Genomic DNA, 18,705 nt, shown 5'->3' on the forward strand with positions numbered 1-18,705 from the left:
GCGATGAATCAATATCGTTTTTGGCGATCACTGCGCCTAACCTTAGCCCTTATCGTCAGTCTGTTTCTTGCGATGGGGCTTGGTATGCATAATCCGTTATGGGCATCAACCAGCGTCTTTATGGTCGAGGCGAGCACCGTTGGTGAGGCACGTATGCGCTGGTGGCAGCGTATTACAGGAACGACATTAGGCGTAGTATGGGCCTTTTTTACCGTTTGGAATTTTGTTCAAGAACCTATACTGCTCATTGCTGTATGTAGCTTTAGTATTATTTTGTTGGCCTATGCTAGTTTGGTGCATTTTGCGTGGCAAGATTTCTGGCGCTGGGTGATGGTTGGTTTTCTGGTTATTCTGAGCTCTGCCATCTTAGACCCAGAGGGCTCTTTTAGCGTGATGATGGATCGTATTGGTTGCGTATTTATTGGTGCAACAACGATTTATGTGCTTCATATCTTGTGGCCATTAGAGGTTGGCAGTAGCCATAAAGCGCAGCAAAAAGCCCTATTATACTCGTTACAACAGTGGCTTAATGAGCCTTCAGAGCAAGTCTCAAAATCCTTTTTTGTACTGTTGGGGGATTTACGTGCTTTACGTTTTCGGTTAGCCCGTAATTATGGTGACTACCGTGTGCTGCATGATCCACAAAAACGCGCTATTGGTATGTTATATGGTGTTGAACAACTTGCCCGCCATCTGTATGCGTGGCGAGTAAAATACCCTGTACCCACAACAGATGAACTTGCTTGGGTTTCAGCACTGCTTCACGCATTGCATGATGAACAGCCATTACCTGCTGCGCCTTACTTATTTCGGGTTGGTTCATTGCTCGCACTCATGCAACAAGATGCTAAACAGTTAGTTTCTGGCCAAAGTTGCTCAAAAAGTTTACTGCGTTGGCAATGGCAAAATCGGCTATTAAAAGCGGGGGTCGACTCACCATTATTAAGTGCTTTTGCGGTTGGATTAGTGTGTGCCTTGAGCTTGATTATCTGGCGTTACACCGGTTGGCCAGGGGGCAATTTAATGGTATTACTTGGCTGTATATCATTGCTTATGTCGCAGTACGCTGAGAAAGTTCCTGCACGAGTTTTTTTATTGCCTCTGTTTATTGGGAGTATCGTACTCTTTCCTATTTTCGTGGTGATCATGCCACGTATTAATAGTGATATTGGTCTGATTGTTTTACTGGCTGTCGTCTATTTACCGTTAGCGTGGCTCTTACATGGAACGAATCGTGTGTTAGCGGTTGTTGGCTCATTAATGGCTGTAATGATCAACTCAGGCAGTAATAATTATATTCCGAGTGAACTTTATGTTCAGCGTTTCTTTGTTATGTGCTGGGGATGTTTAGGATTATCGATACTGTTCCCACTCGTTCAGCATATTCTGCTGCCCGATGATACTGAAACACGCTTGAAAAAGCATTTTTTTGCGTGGCATAAAGAGTGGCGGTCTTGGTTATTACAACCTAATGCCCAAGACATTACTCGACAAATTGCAAAACTTGAGCGCCGAATTGATATTATTTTGGCACTTTATGGCCGTTTACCGTTAGATAAACAGCCACAATGGCAGGAAAAATTGGCACAACTGCCATTACTAATGGCCAGTGGCCAGCAGTGGAGTGCCAAAATTATAACCGTGTAATGCTATTTTTTAGTTTGGTGTTTTCCCTGCTTTTAAACATGCTTTTTGTACATACTCATTATGATTGCCCTGCTTTTGGGCAATTAAATTATCGCGTTTGCACTCCCAATCGGTCACCGGATACGTTTTATCCCATGCGGTCATCAATTGGGTTTGCTGGCGAGATAAACGCAGATCGTACTGATCTCGCATATAGAAATAGGTACGTGCAATTGCACCTCTGGCACGAATCGGCGGTTCCGCTTGTTTAGCTTTAAAGTCCACTTTCATCTCACACTGACCATATTGACCTTCACCCCCATTCCATTGCGAATACTGGAAGTTACTGCGATCACCATTTAGCTCACCAATAGAGGGCTGTAAGTTGTGCAGGTCTGATTCCATTTTTCTAAAACGTGCATCCGTTGCACAGGCTTTACGCCCACCATCTTGCCAGCATTGCAACTGATGACCAAATTCCCAAGCAGGGACAACGTGCTCCCATTCAATGCGGTTGGCTCGGTTCTCATTTTTACGCACCTGATAACCGATAGCCTGCAAATCGGGAAGCATTTTTTTGCCTTGCCAATGAATAGGTGCATTGCAGTAAAAGGTATACGGATGTTCACGTACAATTTGTGCAGCAACCACTTTTGCCTGACGAAAGGTCTGTGGCGCAGTGGTTGTAGCATGGGCAGGAGAGATAAGTACAGGAAGTACAAACAGTGAATAACCTAGAATGTGGCGCAGCATAATAATTAACCTGTGTATTATTGTTTTTGAAGGGTATCTGATATTGATCGTAGTTGATGGTTAGATTCGTGGTGTTAATATTTCACCGCAGTGTACACAACGATATTGTGCCTGTTGCCGTAAAATGCGGTTATGGCGACGCACTGTCAGCATATGTGCCTGGCAAGCGCATTGATAGGGAAATGTCGCTTTGCGTAGCGAGCTCACATTGAAATTGTGAGTTCGTTTTGCCGGTTGCTCTAAAATAGTTTGCATCATCCAGCGCCACTCTTGCCCGTGCGGAGCGACTTTGTTGTAACACTGAGGCGGTAAAAAAAGACTCTCCTGCCGAGTATTACGCTGAACAAAATACAAATGTACCAGTAAATGTGCAACCTCATGCGGGATCACTTCATCAAGAAATACTTGCCCATTTTCGAGTAATAACACAGGGTTAAGCCGAATTTCCCATCGCTGTAGATGCGCACTGCCGGCAGTCATTCCCCGTTGGCAGTAATTGATCGTCGGCATAAAAATAGGGCAGTTCAACCGCTGTTGGGCTTGTGCAATACAGTTTTGTAAACGTTGTAGCGCATATTCTTGTAGAGCAATAGGAATAGCAGACGCGCAGGCAGTCATGGTCGTGGCTACATATCAAATCAGACAGATAATAAAAAACCGGGTTTATAACCCGGTTTTAAGAGTGTTAGCACGGTAACAGTAAAAAGCCTATCACAGCACTGTAGGAATGACCACTGTCTGACTTATTTCAGACCTGCCGCTTCGCGCAGCGCATCGGCTTTGTCTGTTGCTTCCCACGGGAACTCTTCACGACCAAAGTGGCCGTATGCTGCTGTTTTCTGGTAGATTGGCTGGATCAGATCCAGCATCTTGATCAGACCATATGGGCGCAGATCAAAGAACTCACGGACCAGCGTAATCAACAGCTCTTCAGCTACTTTTGCTGTACCGAACGTTTCCACCATGATGGAAGTGGGTTCAGCCACACCGATAGCATAAGAGACCTGAATTTCACAGCGATCAGCCAAGCCCGCAGCAACGATGTTTTTAGCAACATAGCGTGCAGCATAAGCAGCAGAACGGTCAACTTTAGATGGGTCTTTACCTGAGAATGCGCCGCCACCGTGACGTGCCGCACCACCGTAGGTATCAACAATAATTTTACGGCCAGTCAGACCACAATCGCCCATTGGTCCGCCGATAACAAAACGGCCAGTCGGGTTGATGAAATACTTGGTCTCTTTCGACAACCATTCAGCAGGCAGTACGGGCTTGATGATAGTTTCCATCACCGCTTCTTGCAGCTCTTTGTGGCCGATAGATTCGCTGTGCTGTGTTGACAATACCACCGCATCAATGCCGACAACCTTGTTATCTTCATACTTGAAGGTCACTTGGCTCTTTGCATCAGGGCGCAGCCACGGCAGAGTACCGTCTTTACGCACCTGAGCTTGACGCTCAACAAGGCGGTGTGCGTAAGTAATAGGTGCTGGCATCAGCACATCCGTTTCATTGCTGGCATAACCAAACATCAGACCTTGGTCGCCTGCGCCTTGCTCTAGCGGATCTAAACGGTCAACCCCTTGATTAATATCAGGAGATTGCTTACCGATTGCACTTAACACAGCACAAGAGTTTGCATCAAAACCCATTTGTGAGCTGGTATAACCGATATCACATACTGTTTTACGTGCCAGCTCTTCCACATCAACCCATGCGGTGGTGGTGATCTCACCGCCAATCAGTACCATGCCGGTTTTAACGTAGGTTTCACAAGCCACGCGTGCTTTAGGATCTTGCTTCAGAATAGCGTCCAGTACGGCATCAGAAATCTGGTCAGCGATTTTATCAGGATGCCCTTCGGAAACCGATTCCGAGGTAAACAGGTGTCTTGTCATAGGATGCCAAGCTCCAAAAAATCAAAAAATAAAAAATTGTCTGTGTTATGTATAGACATATCCACAAGCAGTTTCTTGTGGATGTATCCACATCTGGATGGCTATTCTAAATTCCCCCTGACAGTATTGCTAGTAAATTTTTTGCAAATCGTTTCTTGTGACTATCGCGACATTTTCAGCAAAATTTCGCTTTGCATTTAGGTAGAGATCTCGGTATAAAACGCGGCACAGGCCAACCGATGTTATTGTGTATACAGATATGGCATGGTGTAGGGCAAAAGGGGCTTTCATGGTGAATTATCCCCGCTTTTATTTTATTAACTCAATGCGTCAGCAAGAGGGGATTTTACCCCTTGAGACTTGCCATAATGCCATAATATAAAAGCACTCAAGGATGAATGGAGATAGCAAACATGCACCTATCTTGGTTACTGCCTGATGTATCATATTTCATTACGTGTTTTATGCCGTGTGTACGGTTTTTGCTCTGCACTGCTTTACTCTTCTTTTTATTACCTCTAGTGCGTATTAGCACTTTTATCTCTTTGCAAAGGTATGCCTCTTCTTTTATTGCATTAATCCTGTGCGCACAGTGGCTTCTTTTATACCTACTGACCCAACCACAAAAGCAATACACAGCGCAGTGATCTTTTTTCATTTGATCTGCATTGATTGTCATTAACGCTACATATGCAGTTGATACTGCTGTGTGGTGTATTGCATGCAGCATCTCGATATGGGTGATGATTTTATACCTTGCGGGGAGCTCCCCGTGATTCCAACCCGGCGCTGTCTGAGTTTTCAGCAGTATGTGCTGGATGCCGTTAAACTGTCATGCAAGGGCTAAAAAGCAATGACAGATCTCTTAGTCGAGCACGCTATATCAGTGTGCCACAATGTTACTTCACATCAAATAAAGGAAAATACGATGCCGAACCGTACAGCCGTTAAAGCTCTACGCACGTATAACGTTGCTCATTGGGGCGGTGGGTATTTTGATGTCAATGAACTGGGGCATGTTACTGTGTGTCCAAATCCAGATGTGCCTGATGCACGGGTTGATTTGGCTGATTTGGTTCGTGATCTGCAACATGAAGGACAGCAAATGCCAACGCTGTTCTGTTTTCCACAAATATTGCAGCACCGTTTGCGCTCTATCAATGCCGCCTTTATGCAAGCGCGCAGTGATTTTGGCTATGAAAATAACTATATGCTGGTTTACCCGATTAAGGTAAACCAGCATCGCCGAGTCATTGAGTCACTGGTTAGCGCAGGTGAACCATTAGGATTAGAGGCAGGCTCAAAAGCAGAGTTGATGGCTGTTTTAGGCCATGCGGGGTTAACCCGTAGCATTATTGTCTGTAATGGTTATAAAGATCGGGAGTATGTGCGTACCGCCCTTATCGGTGAAAAACTCGGACATAAAGTCTATCTAGTGATAGAGAAGCTCTCTGAAATTCAGTTGGTGCTGGAAGAGGCGAAAAAGCTGGATGTGATCCCGCGTTTGGGCGTGCGTGCGCGTCTGGCTTCACAAGGCTCAGGCAAGTGGCAGTCATCGGGCGGCGAGAAATCGAAATTTGGCCTGTCAGCCGAACAGGTATTGCGTTTGGTTGAGATGCTGCGTGCAGCAAACAGTATTGAAAGCTTACAGCTTTTGCACTTCCACTTAGGATCACAGCTTGGCAATATTCGTGATGTTGCCACGGGTGTACGCGAAAGTGCGCGCTTCTATGTTGAGTTGCACAAGCTGGGCGTAAACATTGAGTGCTTTGATGTTGGTGGCGGTCTAGGTGTTGATTATGAAGGTACCCGTACTCAGTCAGATTGCTCGGTAAACTATGGCTTGAATGAGTATGCCAGTACTGTTGTTTGGGGTATTGGTGAAGCGTGCCGACAAAATAATCTGCCACACCCGCTGATTATTACCGAATCTGGCCGTGCAACAACCGCACACCATGCTGTTTTGGTCTCGAATGTGATTGGCCTTGAGCGGCATGAGCCATCAGAGCCCGTAGCGCCCGTGGCTGATGCACCACGAGTACTACACAGTATGTGGGAAACATGGCAAGAGCTATGCCAATCATTAGATAAGCGTTCACTACGGGCATGGTTGCATGAAAGTCAGTTTGATCTTTCAGATGTACACACCCAATACTCTGTTGGCGTGTTAAATCTTTCGCAGCGTGCTTATGCAGAACAACTCCACCTGGCACTGTGCATTAAAATAAATAGCTTATTAAGTACAACTAACCGAGCTCATCGCCCAGTGATTGATGAGTTACAAGAGCGGCTGGCTGATAAACTGTACGTGAACTTTTCACTGTTCCAGTCAATGCCTGACTCATGGGGTATTGATCAACTCTTCCCTGTGCTACCACTAGAACACTTAAATGAAGCACCCACTCGCCGCGCTGTATTGCTGGATATCACCTGTGACTCAGACGGTGAAATTGACCAGTATATTGATGGTGATGGTGTAGAGACCACGATGCCGATGCCAGAATATGATCCAGAGCATCCGCCACTGCTGGGTTTTTTCATGGTGGGAGCGTATCAAGAGATCCTTGGCAATATGCATAACTTGTTTGGTGATACAGCCAGTATTGATGTGCAAGTTTTCGAAAATGGTGATGTAGAGGTCTATTCATCGAGTGATGGTGATACGGTTGCTACTATGCTTGAGTATGTTCGTCTTGATCCTGAAACCTTGTTAGGGCGTTATCGTGAGCAAGTGCAGGCCTCAGGTTTGTCTGAAATGTTGCAGCAGCAATGCTTGTCAGAGCTTGAAGCAGGTCTTTACGGTTATACATATTTAGAAGGGATTTAGTACTGGAAGCGAGGCTTTCATTCGGATTAGAATCTCTCCTGCCAGCCGCGTAGAAATCGTGGCGCACTGTTTTTTAAAGTTGTTGAGGTATCTATGAGCACTATGAGCACCTTAGGTAATAAATCAGACATGTCTTTGGTTTCTAACGCATTCGGTTTCTTGCGTTTACCATTAAACTTCATGCCATATGACAGCGATGCTGATTGGGTAATTACCGGTGTCCCATTTGACATGGCAACATCTGGCCGTGCTGGTGCACGTCACGGTGCTGGTGCTATGCGCCAAGTGTCTACTAACCTGGCATGGGAACATAACCGTTTCCCATGGAGCTTCGACTTCCGCGATCGTTTGAAAGTTGTTGACTGTGGTGATGTAGTATTCGATTTTGGTAACGCACGTGATATGAGCGAAACGTTACAAGCACACACAGAGAAGTTGCTGGCTGCTGGTAAGCGTTGCCTGACTTTCGGTGGTGACCACTTTGTAACTCTGCCACTGCTGCGCGCTCACGCTAAACACTTCGGTAAAATGGCGCTGATCCACTTTGATGCGCACACTGACACCTATGCTTGGGGTGCAGAGTTTGACCACGGCACTATGTTCCACACTGCACCAAAAGAAGGTCTGATCGATCCAACTAAATCTGTACAGATCGGTATCCGTACTGAGTTTGATCGTGACAATGGCTTTACTGTTCTTGATGCAGCACAAGTTAACGATCGTACTGTTGAAGATATCGTTGCTCAAGTTAAATCAATTGTAGGTGACATGCCTGTTTACCTGACATTTGATATCGACTGCCTAGACCCAGCACACGCACCAGGTACTGGTACTCCAGTTATCGGTGGTATTACTTCTGACCGCGCACTGAAAATCGTTCGTGGCCTGCAAGGTCTGAACATTGTTGGTATGGACGTAGTTGAAGTTTCTCCAGCATACGACCACGCTGAAATGACTTCACTGGCAGCAGCAACGCTGGCACTGGAAATGCTGTACGTACAAGCCGCTAACAAAGGCGAGTAATACAGATTATCTACTTATGTAGATAAGAGTACATTTCTTGCTAAGTGATACTCAGTAAGATAAAACAAAAAGCCTCGTCATTTACGAGGCTTTTTTATTGCCAATATCACATGATAGTACATCGTAAATTAATGCAATTTACCGATGAAAAATTTGTGTGTGGAATAGCAAAATAACAACAGACCCGTGTTGATAAAAATCGAACACGGGTCTGTTGTTTATTAATCTATTAATTTGACTGTATTACTCGTCAATTGAACGCAGCAGAGCATTAATACCCACTTTGCCGCGGGTTTTTGCATCGACTTTTTTCACAATGACTGCACAATACAAGCTATATGTGCCACATTTTGATGGCAGGCTACCTGAGACGACCACTGAACCTGCTGGTACACGGCCATAGTGGATTTCACCGGTTTCACGGTCATAAATACGGGTACTTTGGCCGATGAATACGCCCATGGAGATCACTGATCCTTCCTCAACAATCACGCCTTCTACCACTTCTGAGCGTGCGCCGATAAAGCAGTTATCTTCGATGATGGTTGGGTTCGCTTGCAGCGGTTCAAGTACACCGCCGATACCCACACCACCAGACAGATGTACGTTTTTACCAATTTGTGCACAAGAGCCAACCGTTGCCCATGTGTCAACCATTGTCCCTTCATCAACAAACGCACCGATATTGACATAAGAAGGCATTAATACAGTATTTGATGCAATGTGTGCACCTTTACGTACCGTAGCCGAAGGCACGACACGCATGCCCTCTTTTTCAAAACGGGCTTGATCATACTCGGCAAACTTCAGTGGTGCTTTATCGAAATAGCGGGTTTCCGCGCCATCAATAACTTTATTTTCATTGATACGGAAAGAGAGTAGCACTGCTTTTTTCAACCATTGATGAGTGATCCACTCACCGTTGACTTTTTCGGCAACCCGTTTTTCACCGCTGTCAAGCAACGCAATGACTTGGTCTACTGCGCTACGCAATTCAGGTTGGGCATTGGCCGGTGTAATTTCTGCGCGGCGTTCAAACGCCTCTTCGATAATCGATTGCAAGTGAGTCATTACTCGTCCTATCAGATTGAGTCAGTGGAATATACGATGTATATATATCACATACTTGTATCACATTTTTTCAGTCTGGTTGAGTTCTGCGATTAAACGATCGTGTAAATAATTACATGTTTCAGGAAGCAGAGCTTTGCGTTCATGATCACTGAGAATAAAGAGATCTTCAACACGCTCACCAATGGTGGTGATTTTTGCTCCACGTAGTGAAATACCTACATCGGCAAAAATAGCCCCTACTTGTGCGAGTAATCCTGGCATATCCAGTGCCACGAGCTCCATTAACGTACGTTTACTTCCACGCGTATGAATAAAAGTGACCTCAGTCGGCACACTAAAATGACGCAGCTTAGGTGAGGCTCGCCGTATACGTTGGGGGGGAGTATTCGTATGGCTCAGTGCTTTTTCAAGCGCAGTTTTCAAACTATTATGACGATCAGGTGCTAATGGTGAACCATCAGGCTCTAGCACTACAAAGGTATCGAGTGCATAACCATCGCGACTGGTAATGATTTGAGCATCATGAATACTTAAATTTTTACGATCAAGTTCTGCGGCAACCGTTGCAAATAGATAAGGTTGATCAGGGCAATAGATAAAAATTTCTGTTCCACCACGGGTAGCATGACGACTAACGAGCACTAACGGTTGCCCTTTCGGATGCTGTAATAGCTCTTTAGCATGCCATGCAATTTGGCGAGGGGTATGGCGTAAAAAGTAGTCAATACGACAACGTTGCCATAATGCTTGAAGTGCCAGCTCATCAACTTGATCAATACGCAATAGTGCTAAGGCTTGCTCACGGTGATGGCGAATCCGCAACCGAATATCTAGCGAGCTTTCTAACCCTAACCGTAATTGCCGATCCGTTGCAAAATAGAGCTCACGTAGCAGCGTTTGTTTCCAGCTATTCCAGAGCGTTTCATTGGTTGCACAGATATCGGCAACAGTCAGGCATAATAGATAGTTGAGATACTCTTCGTGTTTAACTTCACTGGCAAAAGTACGAATGACATCAGGGTCGTGAATATCACGGCGCTGGGCTGTTACCGACATCAATAAATGTTGTTTAACGAGCCACGACACTAAACGCGAATCAGCCTCACCGTATCCGTGCAGGCGACAAAAATCATAGGCATCATCGGCTCCGATCAGTGAGTGATCGCCACCACGCCCTTTAGCGATATCGTGAAACAGTGCGCTCAGTAAAATCACTTCGCGCGAGGCTAAACGAGGAAAAACATCAACGCACAGCGGATGGCGTTGGCGTTGTGCTTCATCCGCAAAACTCTCTAATTTCAGCAGCACCCGAATAGTATGCTCATCAACGGTGTAAGCATGAAACAGATCAAATTGCATTTGGCCAACAATCTGACTCCATTGCGGAAAATAGGCCGCAAGAACACCGTGTTGGTGCATCGGTAAAAAGGCCCGTTGTATTGCGTCAGGTTGTGCTAAAAGCGCCACAAACCGAGCGCGTGCCGCAGGATTATCACACAAAAAACCGTCAATATTGCGCCTTGCAAAGCGTAATTGTCGTAGTGTGGTTGAGTAGATCCCATTAATTTGACGATTCCGGGCGAGGTGCAAAAAGAGGTCGAGAATCGATTCAGGTTGTTGTTGAAACAGGTTAGGATCTTGCAGATCAATTCGGCTGCCGCGCAGTTGGAAGTATTGATCTAGCGGTTGCGGCTTTTCATTGGCGCTGAGTGATAAAATAGCTTCATCAAACAGTTGCAACAACATCTCATTGAGTTCAAGCACTCGGTGCAGCGTGCGGTAGAAATCTTTCATCATCCGCTCAACGGGTTGATTACGCACTCCTTGATACCCCAGCATTTGTGCCACAGTAAACTGGCTCTCAAACAGCAACCGGTTATCGTAACGCGTCAAGCTCAGGTGCAGCGCAAAACGCACCCGCCAGAGAAAATCCTGACACTCTTGTAACTCGTTGTATTCTGCTTGAGTCAGAAAACCAAAGCGGGTCATCTCATCAAGATTACTGGCGCCAAAGTGTCGTCTGGCAACCCAGCCTAAAGTGTGAATATCACGCAACCCACCGGGGCTGGTTTTGATATCGGGCTCAAGGTTGTAACTGGTGCCGTGGTAACGTTCGTGCCGCTGACGCTGCTCGGCTTGCTTGGCACGAAAAAAATCGGGTGAAGGCCAAAAGTCATCCGCAAAAATACGCTGTTGTAACCCTGAAAATAGCGGCATATCGCCGCATAATCGGCGTGATTCAAGCAAGTTAGTCGCAACCGTGAGATCATTTAACCCCTCACTGATGCACTCATCCAGCGTGCGCACGCTGTGACCAATTGATAACCGTAGGTCCCACAATAGGGTAATAAACTGGCCAATTTGTGCGGCGAGTACCTCATCAACCGGTAATTCACTGAGGATTAGCAAATCAATATCCGACAGGGGGTGCAACTCTCCACGCCCGTATCCCCCCACAGCAACCAGAGCTAAGTACTTATCTGTAGGGAAGCCAAAGAAAATCCACAAACGTTCAAGCAACTGATCAATATACAACGTCCGGTTCTTGACCAACTGTTCAACCGAGACTCCAGCCGTAAAATCAGCCTCCATCTGTTGCTTTTGTTGCTCTAAATGCACTTTTAGTGCAGGTAAACTCAGTTCAGCGTCCGGTAAATCAAGCAAACAGGGCTGCATCAGGCTTTCCTTAGACTTTGAGGTGATACGGGCAGATATAAAAAAAGCCGGAATTCACCGGCTTTGTAAAGTCTAATTTTGGTTATTTCGACAAACAGTGTTGTCAGTAGACAAAAATCAGTTATGCAGGATGCGTGGCAGCGTTTCATCGCTACGCAGAGTTAGAATCTCACAGCCATTAGCAGTAACCAAAATGGTGTGCTCATACTGAGCAGACAAACTGCGATCTTTGGTTTTCACTGTCCAGCCATCACCCATCAGGCGAACCTGACGCTTACCAGCATTGACCATAGGTTCAATAGTGAATGTCATGCCTTCACGCAAAATCACACCACTGTCGTCAGAGTCATAATGCAAAACCTGAGGCTCTTCATGGAATTGTGCACCGATACCGTGGCCACAATATTCACGTACAATTGAGAAGCCTTCTGCTTCGGCAAATTTCTGAATAGCCTTGCCAATTTCACGTAAACGAATGCCTGGCTTGACCAGTTTTAGCGATAAATACAAGCTCTCTTGTGTGATACGGCACAAGCGTTCACCCAGAATACTCGGCTTGCCCACATTGATCATTTTAGAGGTATCGCCATGATAACCGTCTTTGATCACGGTAATATCAAAATTCACAATATCGCCATCTTTTAAGACTTTATCGCCGGGAATACCGTGGCAAACTACCTCATTGATAGAGATACAAATTGATTTTGGAAAACCGTGATAGTTCAGTGGGGCAGGAATAGCCTGCTGCACATTGACAATATAGTCATGACAGATTTGATCTAGCTCACCGGTAGTGATACCGGCTTTGACGTGCGGCTCAATCATCTCAAGTACATCTGCGGCGAGCTTGCCGGCAATGCGCATTTTTTCAATTTCATCAGCAGTTTTAATCGTAATAGCCATAAAATTTTCCTGGGATTAGCCGCTTTGCACGGCAGTCAGTGTCTTTACATATGGTAACAGCCCTGTGGCAGAGAGAAAACCAATCTCAACATAAAGCAATTCAATCTGGAATTATGGCTTAAATTATGGTATAAAACGCGCCGGAAATTCGACGATTGAAAAACTCAATTGCGAAGTCCACAAGAACTCATGTGAAATATCACACACGTATCAGCACCGTACACCGGGGTGCTCTGGCCTTCGAGTCTGGAGTCGGTTGTATGGGATACGTGGAGGCTTAACCCCAATCATTTCTGAGGAAAGATTCATGGCAACTGTTTCAATGCGCGACATGCTCAAGGCTGGTGCACACTTTGGTCACCAAACCCGTTACTGGAACCCAAAGATGAAGCCATTCATCTTCGGTGCGCGTAACAAAGTACACATCATCAACCTTGAGAAAACAGTACCAATGTTCAACGAAGCATTGGCTGAACTGAGCAAGATCGCTTCCCGTAAAGGTAAGGTTCTGTTTGTTGGTACTAAGCGCGCAGCAAGCGAAGCGGTTAAAGAAGCAGCAAATAGCTGTGACCAGTTCTATGTAAATCACCGTTGGTTAGGTGGTATGCTGACTAACTGGAAAACTGTTCGTCAATCTATCAAGCGTCTGAAAGAGCTGGAAATTCAGTCTCAAGACGGTACTTTTGACAAGCTGACCAAAAGAGAAGCCCTAATGCGTACTCGCGAGCTGGAAAAGCTTGAGAAGAGCTTGGGTGGTATCAAAGACATGGGCGGTTTGCCTGATGCTATTTTCGTTATCGATGCTGATCACGAGCACATCGCTATCAAAGAAGCGAATAACCTGGGTATCCCAGTATTCTCTATCGTTGATACCAACTCTGATCCAGATGGCGTTGACTTCATCATCCCAGGTAACGACGACGCAATCCGCGCTGTGAGTCTGTACCTGACTGCTGTTGCTGCATCTGTTCGCGAAGGTCGCGGTCAGGATCTGGTTGCTCAAGCAGAAGAAAGCTTCGTAGAAGCTGAATAATAAGGCCCGCTCGTATCGAGCCCTTATTTAACCAGACAGTAAAAATCAGATATTACACTGATATGGTTAGCAGGGGCCTTATGGCCCCTGTTTTTTATGATCTCCCCTGAGATAACCGAGGATAATACGATGGCAGAAATTACCGCCGCTCTGGTCAAAGAACTGCGTGACCGCACCGCAGCAGGCATGATGGAATGTAAGAAAGCACTGGTTGAAGCTAACGGTGATATCGAACTGGCAATTGACAACATGCGTAAATCTGGCCAAGCGAAAGCGGCTAAGAAAGCTGGCCGTGTTGCTGCTGAAGGTATCATTCTGGCTAAAGTCAATGCTGATAACAAAGTTGCTGCTATTGTTGAGCTAAACTGCGAAACAGACTTCGTTGCTAAAGATGCTGGCTTTAAAGCTCTGGGCGAAGAGATTGTGACTGCAGCACTGGCGGACCGTATCTCTGATCTGGCTGCTCTGCAGGCTAAATTTGAAGAAGCGCGTGCAAACTTAGTTGCTAAAATCGGCGAAAACATGAACATTCGTCGTGTGACTATCATTGAAGGCGATGTTGTAGGTACTTACCTGCACGGTGCTAAGATCGGTGTTGTTGTTTCTGCAACAGGCGCTGATGAAGAGCTAGTTAAGCATGTTGCAATGCACATTGCAGCCAGCAAGCCTGATTATGTGAAGCCAGAAGACGTACCTGCTGACGTAGTTGCGCATGAGCGTGAAATTCAGGTTGATATCGGCATGCAATCTGGCAAGCCACGTGAAATCGTTGAGAAAATGGTTGAAGGCCGTATGAAGAAATTCACCGGCGAAGTTTCTCTATACGGCCAAGCGTTTGTCATGGATCCTGCAAAATCTGTTGCTGATCTGCTGAAAGAGAAAGGTGCAAGCGTGACTAGCTTTGTACGTTTTGAAGTAGGTGAAGGTATCGAGAAAGTTGAAGCTGACTTTGCTGCAGAAGTTGCAGCAATGACCAAGCAATCTTAATTTTCTGCTTTACATGAAAGACCCACTGAACCGCAGAAATCTGCGGTTCAGTTTTAATAACCTACTTATAATGCCCTACAGGCTGATGTTAATAGTATACTTATTACCCTATCATCAGTCCGGCTATTCACTCACTGCGCGCCAGGAAGGAAAACCATGACTACCAATGCAAAACCCGCATATCAACGTATTCTTTTGAAACTAAGTGGTGAAGCACTCCAAGGTTCTGAAGGGTTTGGTATTGACCCAAGTGTTCTTGATCGTATGGCTCAAGAGATTAAAGAACTGGTAGAGCTGGGTGTACAGGTTGGCGTGGTTATCGGTGGGGGTAACTTATTCCGTGGTGCAGGGCTTGCAAAAGCAGGCATGAACCGTGTGGTGGGTGATCATATGGGCATGCTGGCAACTGTCATGAACGGCTTGGCAATGCGTGATGCATTGCACCGTGCCTATGTGAATACGCGTTTGATGTCTGCTATTCCACTCAACGGTGTGTGTGATAACTACAGTTGGGCAGAGGCCATCAGTTTGCTGCGTAATGGCCGTGTTGTCATCTTTTCTGCAGGTACTGGCAATCCGTTCTTTACTACCGACTCTGCTGCCTGTTTGCGCGGGATCGAAATTGAAGCGGATGTGGTACTGAAAGCCACTAAAGTTGACGGCGTATTTAACGATGATCCGGCAAAAAATCCAGATGCCGTTTTGTATGATACCTTGACGTATCAGGAAGTACTGGAAAGTGAACTGAAAGTGATGGATTTAGCCGCCTTTACACTGGCCCGTGATCACAACATGCCAATTCGTGTGTTTAACATGAATAAACCGGGTGCATTGCGCCGAGTGGTGATGGGTGAACGCGAAGGTACTATCATTAGTCAATAATCACTGCCCAGTAATCATTACCCAGTAATATTTGCGGTAATTTTTGCCTCACAAGGGCAAAGCGCGGTATCTTAACGCATATTCATCAAATCGAATTGAAGGGTTACATCGTGATTAACGCCATCAAGCAAGATGCACAAATCCGTATGGAAAAGTGCGTAGAAGCATTCAAAAGTCATATTTCTAAAATCCGTACCGGTCGTGCACATCCAAATCTGCTGGACGGGATCACCGTTGATTACTACGGTGCAGCAACGCCGCTGCGTCAACTGGCCAACGTGGTTGCAGAAGACTCACGTACTCTGGCTATTACCGTCTTTGATCGCTCTATCAGCGCAGCCGTTGAAAAAGCTATCCTGACATCAGATTTGGGTCTGAACCCAAGCTCTGCTGGCGCAACTATCCGTGTTCCGCTACCGGCACTGACTGAAGAGCGTCGTAAAGACCTGATCAAAGTTGTGCGCGGTGAAGCCGAGCAGGGCCGCGTATCAGTACGTAACGTGCGCCGTGATGCCAACGAAAAAGCAAAAGCGTTGCTCAAAGATAAAGAGATCAGCGAAGATGACGAGCGCCGCTCGCAAGACGATATTCAAAAAATCACCGATGTGATGGTGAAGAAAGTCGATGAAGCACTGGCTGAAAAAGAAAAAGAGCTGATGGATTTTTAATTCCGTAGCGATAAAAAGCGTCGCTTTTGCGACGCTTTTTATATTTTATATCATAAACTCTGCTGTACATTTTACCTCCCATTTATCCAGATAATATGACAGCCTTCAGTGTTACCTATGAGTAAAATATCATGATAAAACTGACCATACTTGGTTCAACAGGCTCTATCGGTGTGAATACACTGGCTGTCGTGGCACAAAATCCTGAAAAATTTGATGTCTTTGCACTGGCTGCTGGTCGTAATGTTGAGCTAATGGCTGCGCAATGCCTAAAGTTTCACCCCCGTTTTGCTGCAATGTCTGATTTGGTCGCTGCACAGCGTTTGCGTCAGCTATTGCAAGAACATGGGAGTCATACGGAAGTCCTCGCTGGCGATGAAGGCGTGTGCACACTGGCCGGTATGCCGGAGGCCGATCAGGTGATGGCCGCGATTGTCGGCGCTTCTGGTTTATTGCCAACGCTGTCTGCCATTCGTGCTGGAAAGCGTATTTTGCTGGCGAATAAAGAGTCACTGGTAACGTGTGGGCGCTTATTCTTGCAAGAGGTTCAACGCTGTGGTGCGGAATTGCTGCCAGTAGACAGTGAGCACAATGCCATTTTCCAGTGCTTACCGCAGACCGTTCAGCAAAATATTGGTCACTGTGATTTACAGGCGGCCGGTGTTGAAAATATTATTTTGACGGGGTCTGGCGGCCCATTTCGGACTCTTGCGTTGGCAGATTTTGCCCACATCACACCAGAACAAGCCTGCGCACACCCGAACTGGTCTATGGGGCGAAAAATCTCGGTAGACTCTGCCACCATGATGAATAAAGGCCTTGAATACATCGAAGCGCGATGGTTGTTCAATGCCAGTGCTGCACAGATGGAAGTGATCGTACATCCGCAGTCGATTATCCACTCTATGGTTCGCTTTGCTGATGGCAGCGTGGTTGCCCAAATGGGGAATCCCGATATGCGCACCCCGATTGGCCACTGTATGGCTTATCCTGAACGAATCTCTACAGGTGTTGTTCCTCTCGATTTTTTTGCGCTTTCATCACTGGATTTTGAACAACCCGATATGCAACGTTACCCCTGTTTACAGTTAGCCATTGAAGCATGTGAAGCTGGGCAAATGGCAACGACAGCTCTAAATGCAGCCAATGAGATCAGTGTTGAAGCCTTCTTACAGCGACAGCTTCCTTTTACTGCGATTGCTCAGGTTAATCGCCAGGTTGTCGAGCAACTTTCAATGCCTGAACCTTGCTCTGTTGATGAAGTATTAAACATTGATCAGTTAGCAAGAGTATGTGCATCACAAATAATCGCCCATAAAGCGTGAGCATGCGTAGCAAGTTTGTTCAGTGATCAGTGAAGTGGTATAGTACGCCGGCTTTTATACCGTATTTTTGTGCTATTTATTACACCTTTGCATATACGCGAAATAGTGTGTAAGTACAGGCAAATAAATGCAACAGGTTATGTAAGGCCGTGTCTTAACACGGCTTTTTTACGATCTAGCCTGATTTAATTGCAAGTGTCAGATATGGCATCAATAACACACTAACTGTATCTGACTATCTTGATAGGAATAAAACAGACCGTTATGGCAGATCAACAACCTCATCAGTTTCCGGCCGATTTGATGCCGCAACATGTGGCCATTATTATGGATGGCAACGGTCGTTGGGCCAAACAACAAGGTAAAATGCGCGTTTTTGGGCATAAAGCGGGAGTGAAAGCGGTACGCCGTTCGGTCAGTTATGCTGCACGCCAGAAAATAAAATCTTTGACCTTGTACGCATTTAGCAGTGAAAACTGGAGTCGTCCTGAACAAGAGGTTTCTGCGCTCATGGAATTATTTATGCGCGCACTCAATAATGAAGCCAAAAGTTTACATAAGAATAATATCCGGCTGCGTATCATTGGCGATATTTCACGTTTTAGCGCACGCTTACAAGAACGTATTACCCATGTCGAGGCATTAACAGCGGATAATACTGGGTTAGTGCTTAATATTGCGGCAAATTATGGTGGCCGCTGGGATATCGTACAAGCAGCTCGCCATGTCGCGACGCTTGTGCAAGAAGGGACAATTGAAGTCAACAAGATCGATGAAACCTTGTTAGGCGAAAAGATGTGCATGGGGGATCAACCCCCTGTCGACTTGGTCATTAGAACCAGTGGTGAACACAGAATTAGTAACTTTTTGTTATGGCAAATAGCCTATGCAGAGTTCTATTTCTCTGAAGTATTGTGGCCAGACTTTGATGAACAAGAGTTTGATCGTGCTGTTTTATCCTTTGTTTGTCGTGATAGACGCTTTGGTGGCACTGGCGACGACAGCCGTTGAGCAACGGCGGATAAGTAAA

The 18,705-nt window shown here is 45.9% G+C and carries 15 protein-coding genes; 9 read left to right on the forward strand and 6 right to left on the reverse strand.

Going from position 1 to position 18,705, the window contains the following annotated elements; translation table 11 throughout:
- The first annotated feature begins 3 nt into the window (after positions 1-3).
- Entirely contained in the window at positions 4-1,647 is a 1,644-nt protein-coding gene (locus ACRC53_RS06985; RefSeq protein ID WP_438642771.1) for an FUSC family protein, read from the forward strand.
- Between the two features lie 9 nt (positions 1,648-1,656).
- Here ACRC53_RS06985 and endA read toward each other — a convergent pair whose 3' ends face one another.
- The 3 genes from endA to metK all read right to left on the reverse strand — a co-directional run bounded on the left by endA (position 1,657) and on the right by metK (position 4,277).
- Positions 1,657-2,379 carry a deoxyribonuclease I gene (gene endA / locus ACRC53_RS06990; protein ID WP_438642772.1) on the reverse strand — a complete coding sequence of 241 codons (723 nt, stop codon included), beginning with the start codon at positions 2,377-2,379 and terminating at the stop codon, positions 1,657-1,659.
- A 60-nt stretch (positions 2,380-2,439) separates the two neighbouring features.
- Complete coding sequence (locus tag ACRC53_RS06995; protein ID WP_438642773.1) at positions 2,440-2,997, reverse strand: SprT family zinc-dependent metalloprotease; 558 nt, start codon at positions 2,995-2,997, stop codon at positions 2,440-2,442.
- 125 nt (positions 2,998-3,122) lie between these two features.
- The gene (metK, locus tag ACRC53_RS07000; RefSeq protein ID WP_438642774.1) at positions 3,123-4,277 is read right to left on the reverse strand and encodes a methionine adenosyltransferase; all 1,155 of its coding nucleotides are present in this window, start codon (positions 4,275-4,277) and stop codon (positions 3,123-3,125) included.
- A gap of 853 nt (positions 4,278-5,130) precedes the next feature.
- Here metK and speA point away from each other — a divergent pair.
- Positions 5,131-7,104: a biosynthetic arginine decarboxylase gene (speA, locus tag ACRC53_RS07005; RefSeq protein WP_438642775.1), complete on the forward strand. Its 1,974-nt coding sequence runs from the start codon at positions 5,131-5,133 to the stop codon at positions 7,102-7,104.
- Positions 7,105-7,206: 102 nt separating this feature from the next.
- Complete coding sequence (gene speB / locus ACRC53_RS07010) at positions 7,207-8,127, forward strand: agmatinase (protein ID WP_438642832.1); 921 nt, start codon at positions 7,207-7,209, stop codon at positions 8,125-8,127.
- Between the two features lie 243 nt (positions 8,128-8,370).
- Here the strand turns inward: speB and dapD are convergent, their stop codons facing one another.
- The 3 genes from dapD to map all read right to left on the reverse strand — a co-directional run bounded on the left by dapD (position 8,371) and on the right by map (position 12,780).
- Positions 8,371-9,198: a 2,3,4,5-tetrahydropyridine-2,6-dicarboxylate N-succinyltransferase gene (gene dapD, locus ACRC53_RS07015; protein WP_438642776.1), complete on the reverse strand. Its 828-nt coding sequence runs from the start codon at positions 9,196-9,198 to the stop codon at positions 8,371-8,373.
- A 60-nt stretch (positions 9,199-9,258) separates the two neighbouring features.
- On the reverse strand, positions 9,259-11,877 hold the full coding sequence (glnD, locus tag ACRC53_RS07020; RefSeq protein ID WP_438642777.1) for a bifunctional uridylyltransferase/uridylyl-removing protein GlnD: 2,619 nt from the start codon (positions 11,875-11,877) through the stop codon (positions 9,259-9,261).
- Positions 11,878-11,994: 117 nt separating this feature from the next.
- Positions 11,995-12,780, reverse strand: coding sequence for a type I methionyl aminopeptidase (gene map / locus ACRC53_RS07025; protein WP_438642778.1), 786 nt, complete (start codon positions 12,778-12,780; stop codon positions 11,995-11,997).
- A gap of 307 nt (positions 12,781-13,087) precedes the next feature.
- Between map and rpsB the strand changes: the two genes are divergently transcribed.
- The 6 genes from rpsB (at position 13,088) to uppS (ending at position 18,686) form a co-directional block, all read left to right on the forward strand.
- Complete coding sequence (rpsB, locus tag ACRC53_RS07030; protein ID WP_438642779.1) at positions 13,088-13,813, forward strand: 30S ribosomal protein S2; 726 nt, start codon at positions 13,088-13,090, stop codon at positions 13,811-13,813.
- Positions 13,814-13,942: 129 nt separating this feature from the next.
- Positions 13,943-14,800, forward strand: a complete 858-nt coding sequence (tsf, locus tag ACRC53_RS07035; protein WP_438642780.1) for a translation elongation factor Ts — start codon at positions 13,943-13,945, stop codon at positions 14,798-14,800.
- 156 nt (positions 14,801-14,956) lie between these two features.
- The gene (pyrH, locus tag ACRC53_RS07040) at positions 14,957-15,682 is read left to right on the forward strand and encodes a UMP kinase (RefSeq protein ID WP_438622746.1); all 726 of its coding nucleotides are present in this window, start codon (positions 14,957-14,959) and stop codon (positions 15,680-15,682) included.
- Between the two features lie 110 nt (positions 15,683-15,792).
- Positions 15,793-16,350 (forward strand): ribosome recycling factor, encoded by a 558-nt coding sequence (gene frr / locus ACRC53_RS07045; RefSeq protein ID WP_438622747.1) that lies wholly within the window; start codon positions 15,793-15,795, stop codon positions 16,348-16,350.
- 131 nt (positions 16,351-16,481) lie between these two features.
- A complete protein-coding gene (gene ispC / locus ACRC53_RS07050) occupies positions 16,482-17,675 on the forward strand; it encodes a 1-deoxy-D-xylulose-5-phosphate reductoisomerase (protein ID WP_438642781.1) in 1,194 nt (397 codons plus the stop codon).
- Positions 17,676-17,939: 264 nt separating this feature from the next.
- Positions 17,940-18,686 carry a polyprenyl diphosphate synthase gene (gene uppS, locus ACRC53_RS07055; protein WP_438642782.1) on the forward strand — a complete coding sequence of 249 codons (747 nt, stop codon included), beginning with the start codon at positions 17,940-17,942 and terminating at the stop codon, positions 18,684-18,686.
- The last annotated feature ends 19 nt before the right edge of the window (positions 18,687-18,705 follow it).

The organism is Plesiomonas sp., assembly GCF_051652165.1.
GTDB lineage: Bacteria > Pseudomonadota > Gammaproteobacteria > Enterobacterales > CAMTGL01 > Plesiomonas.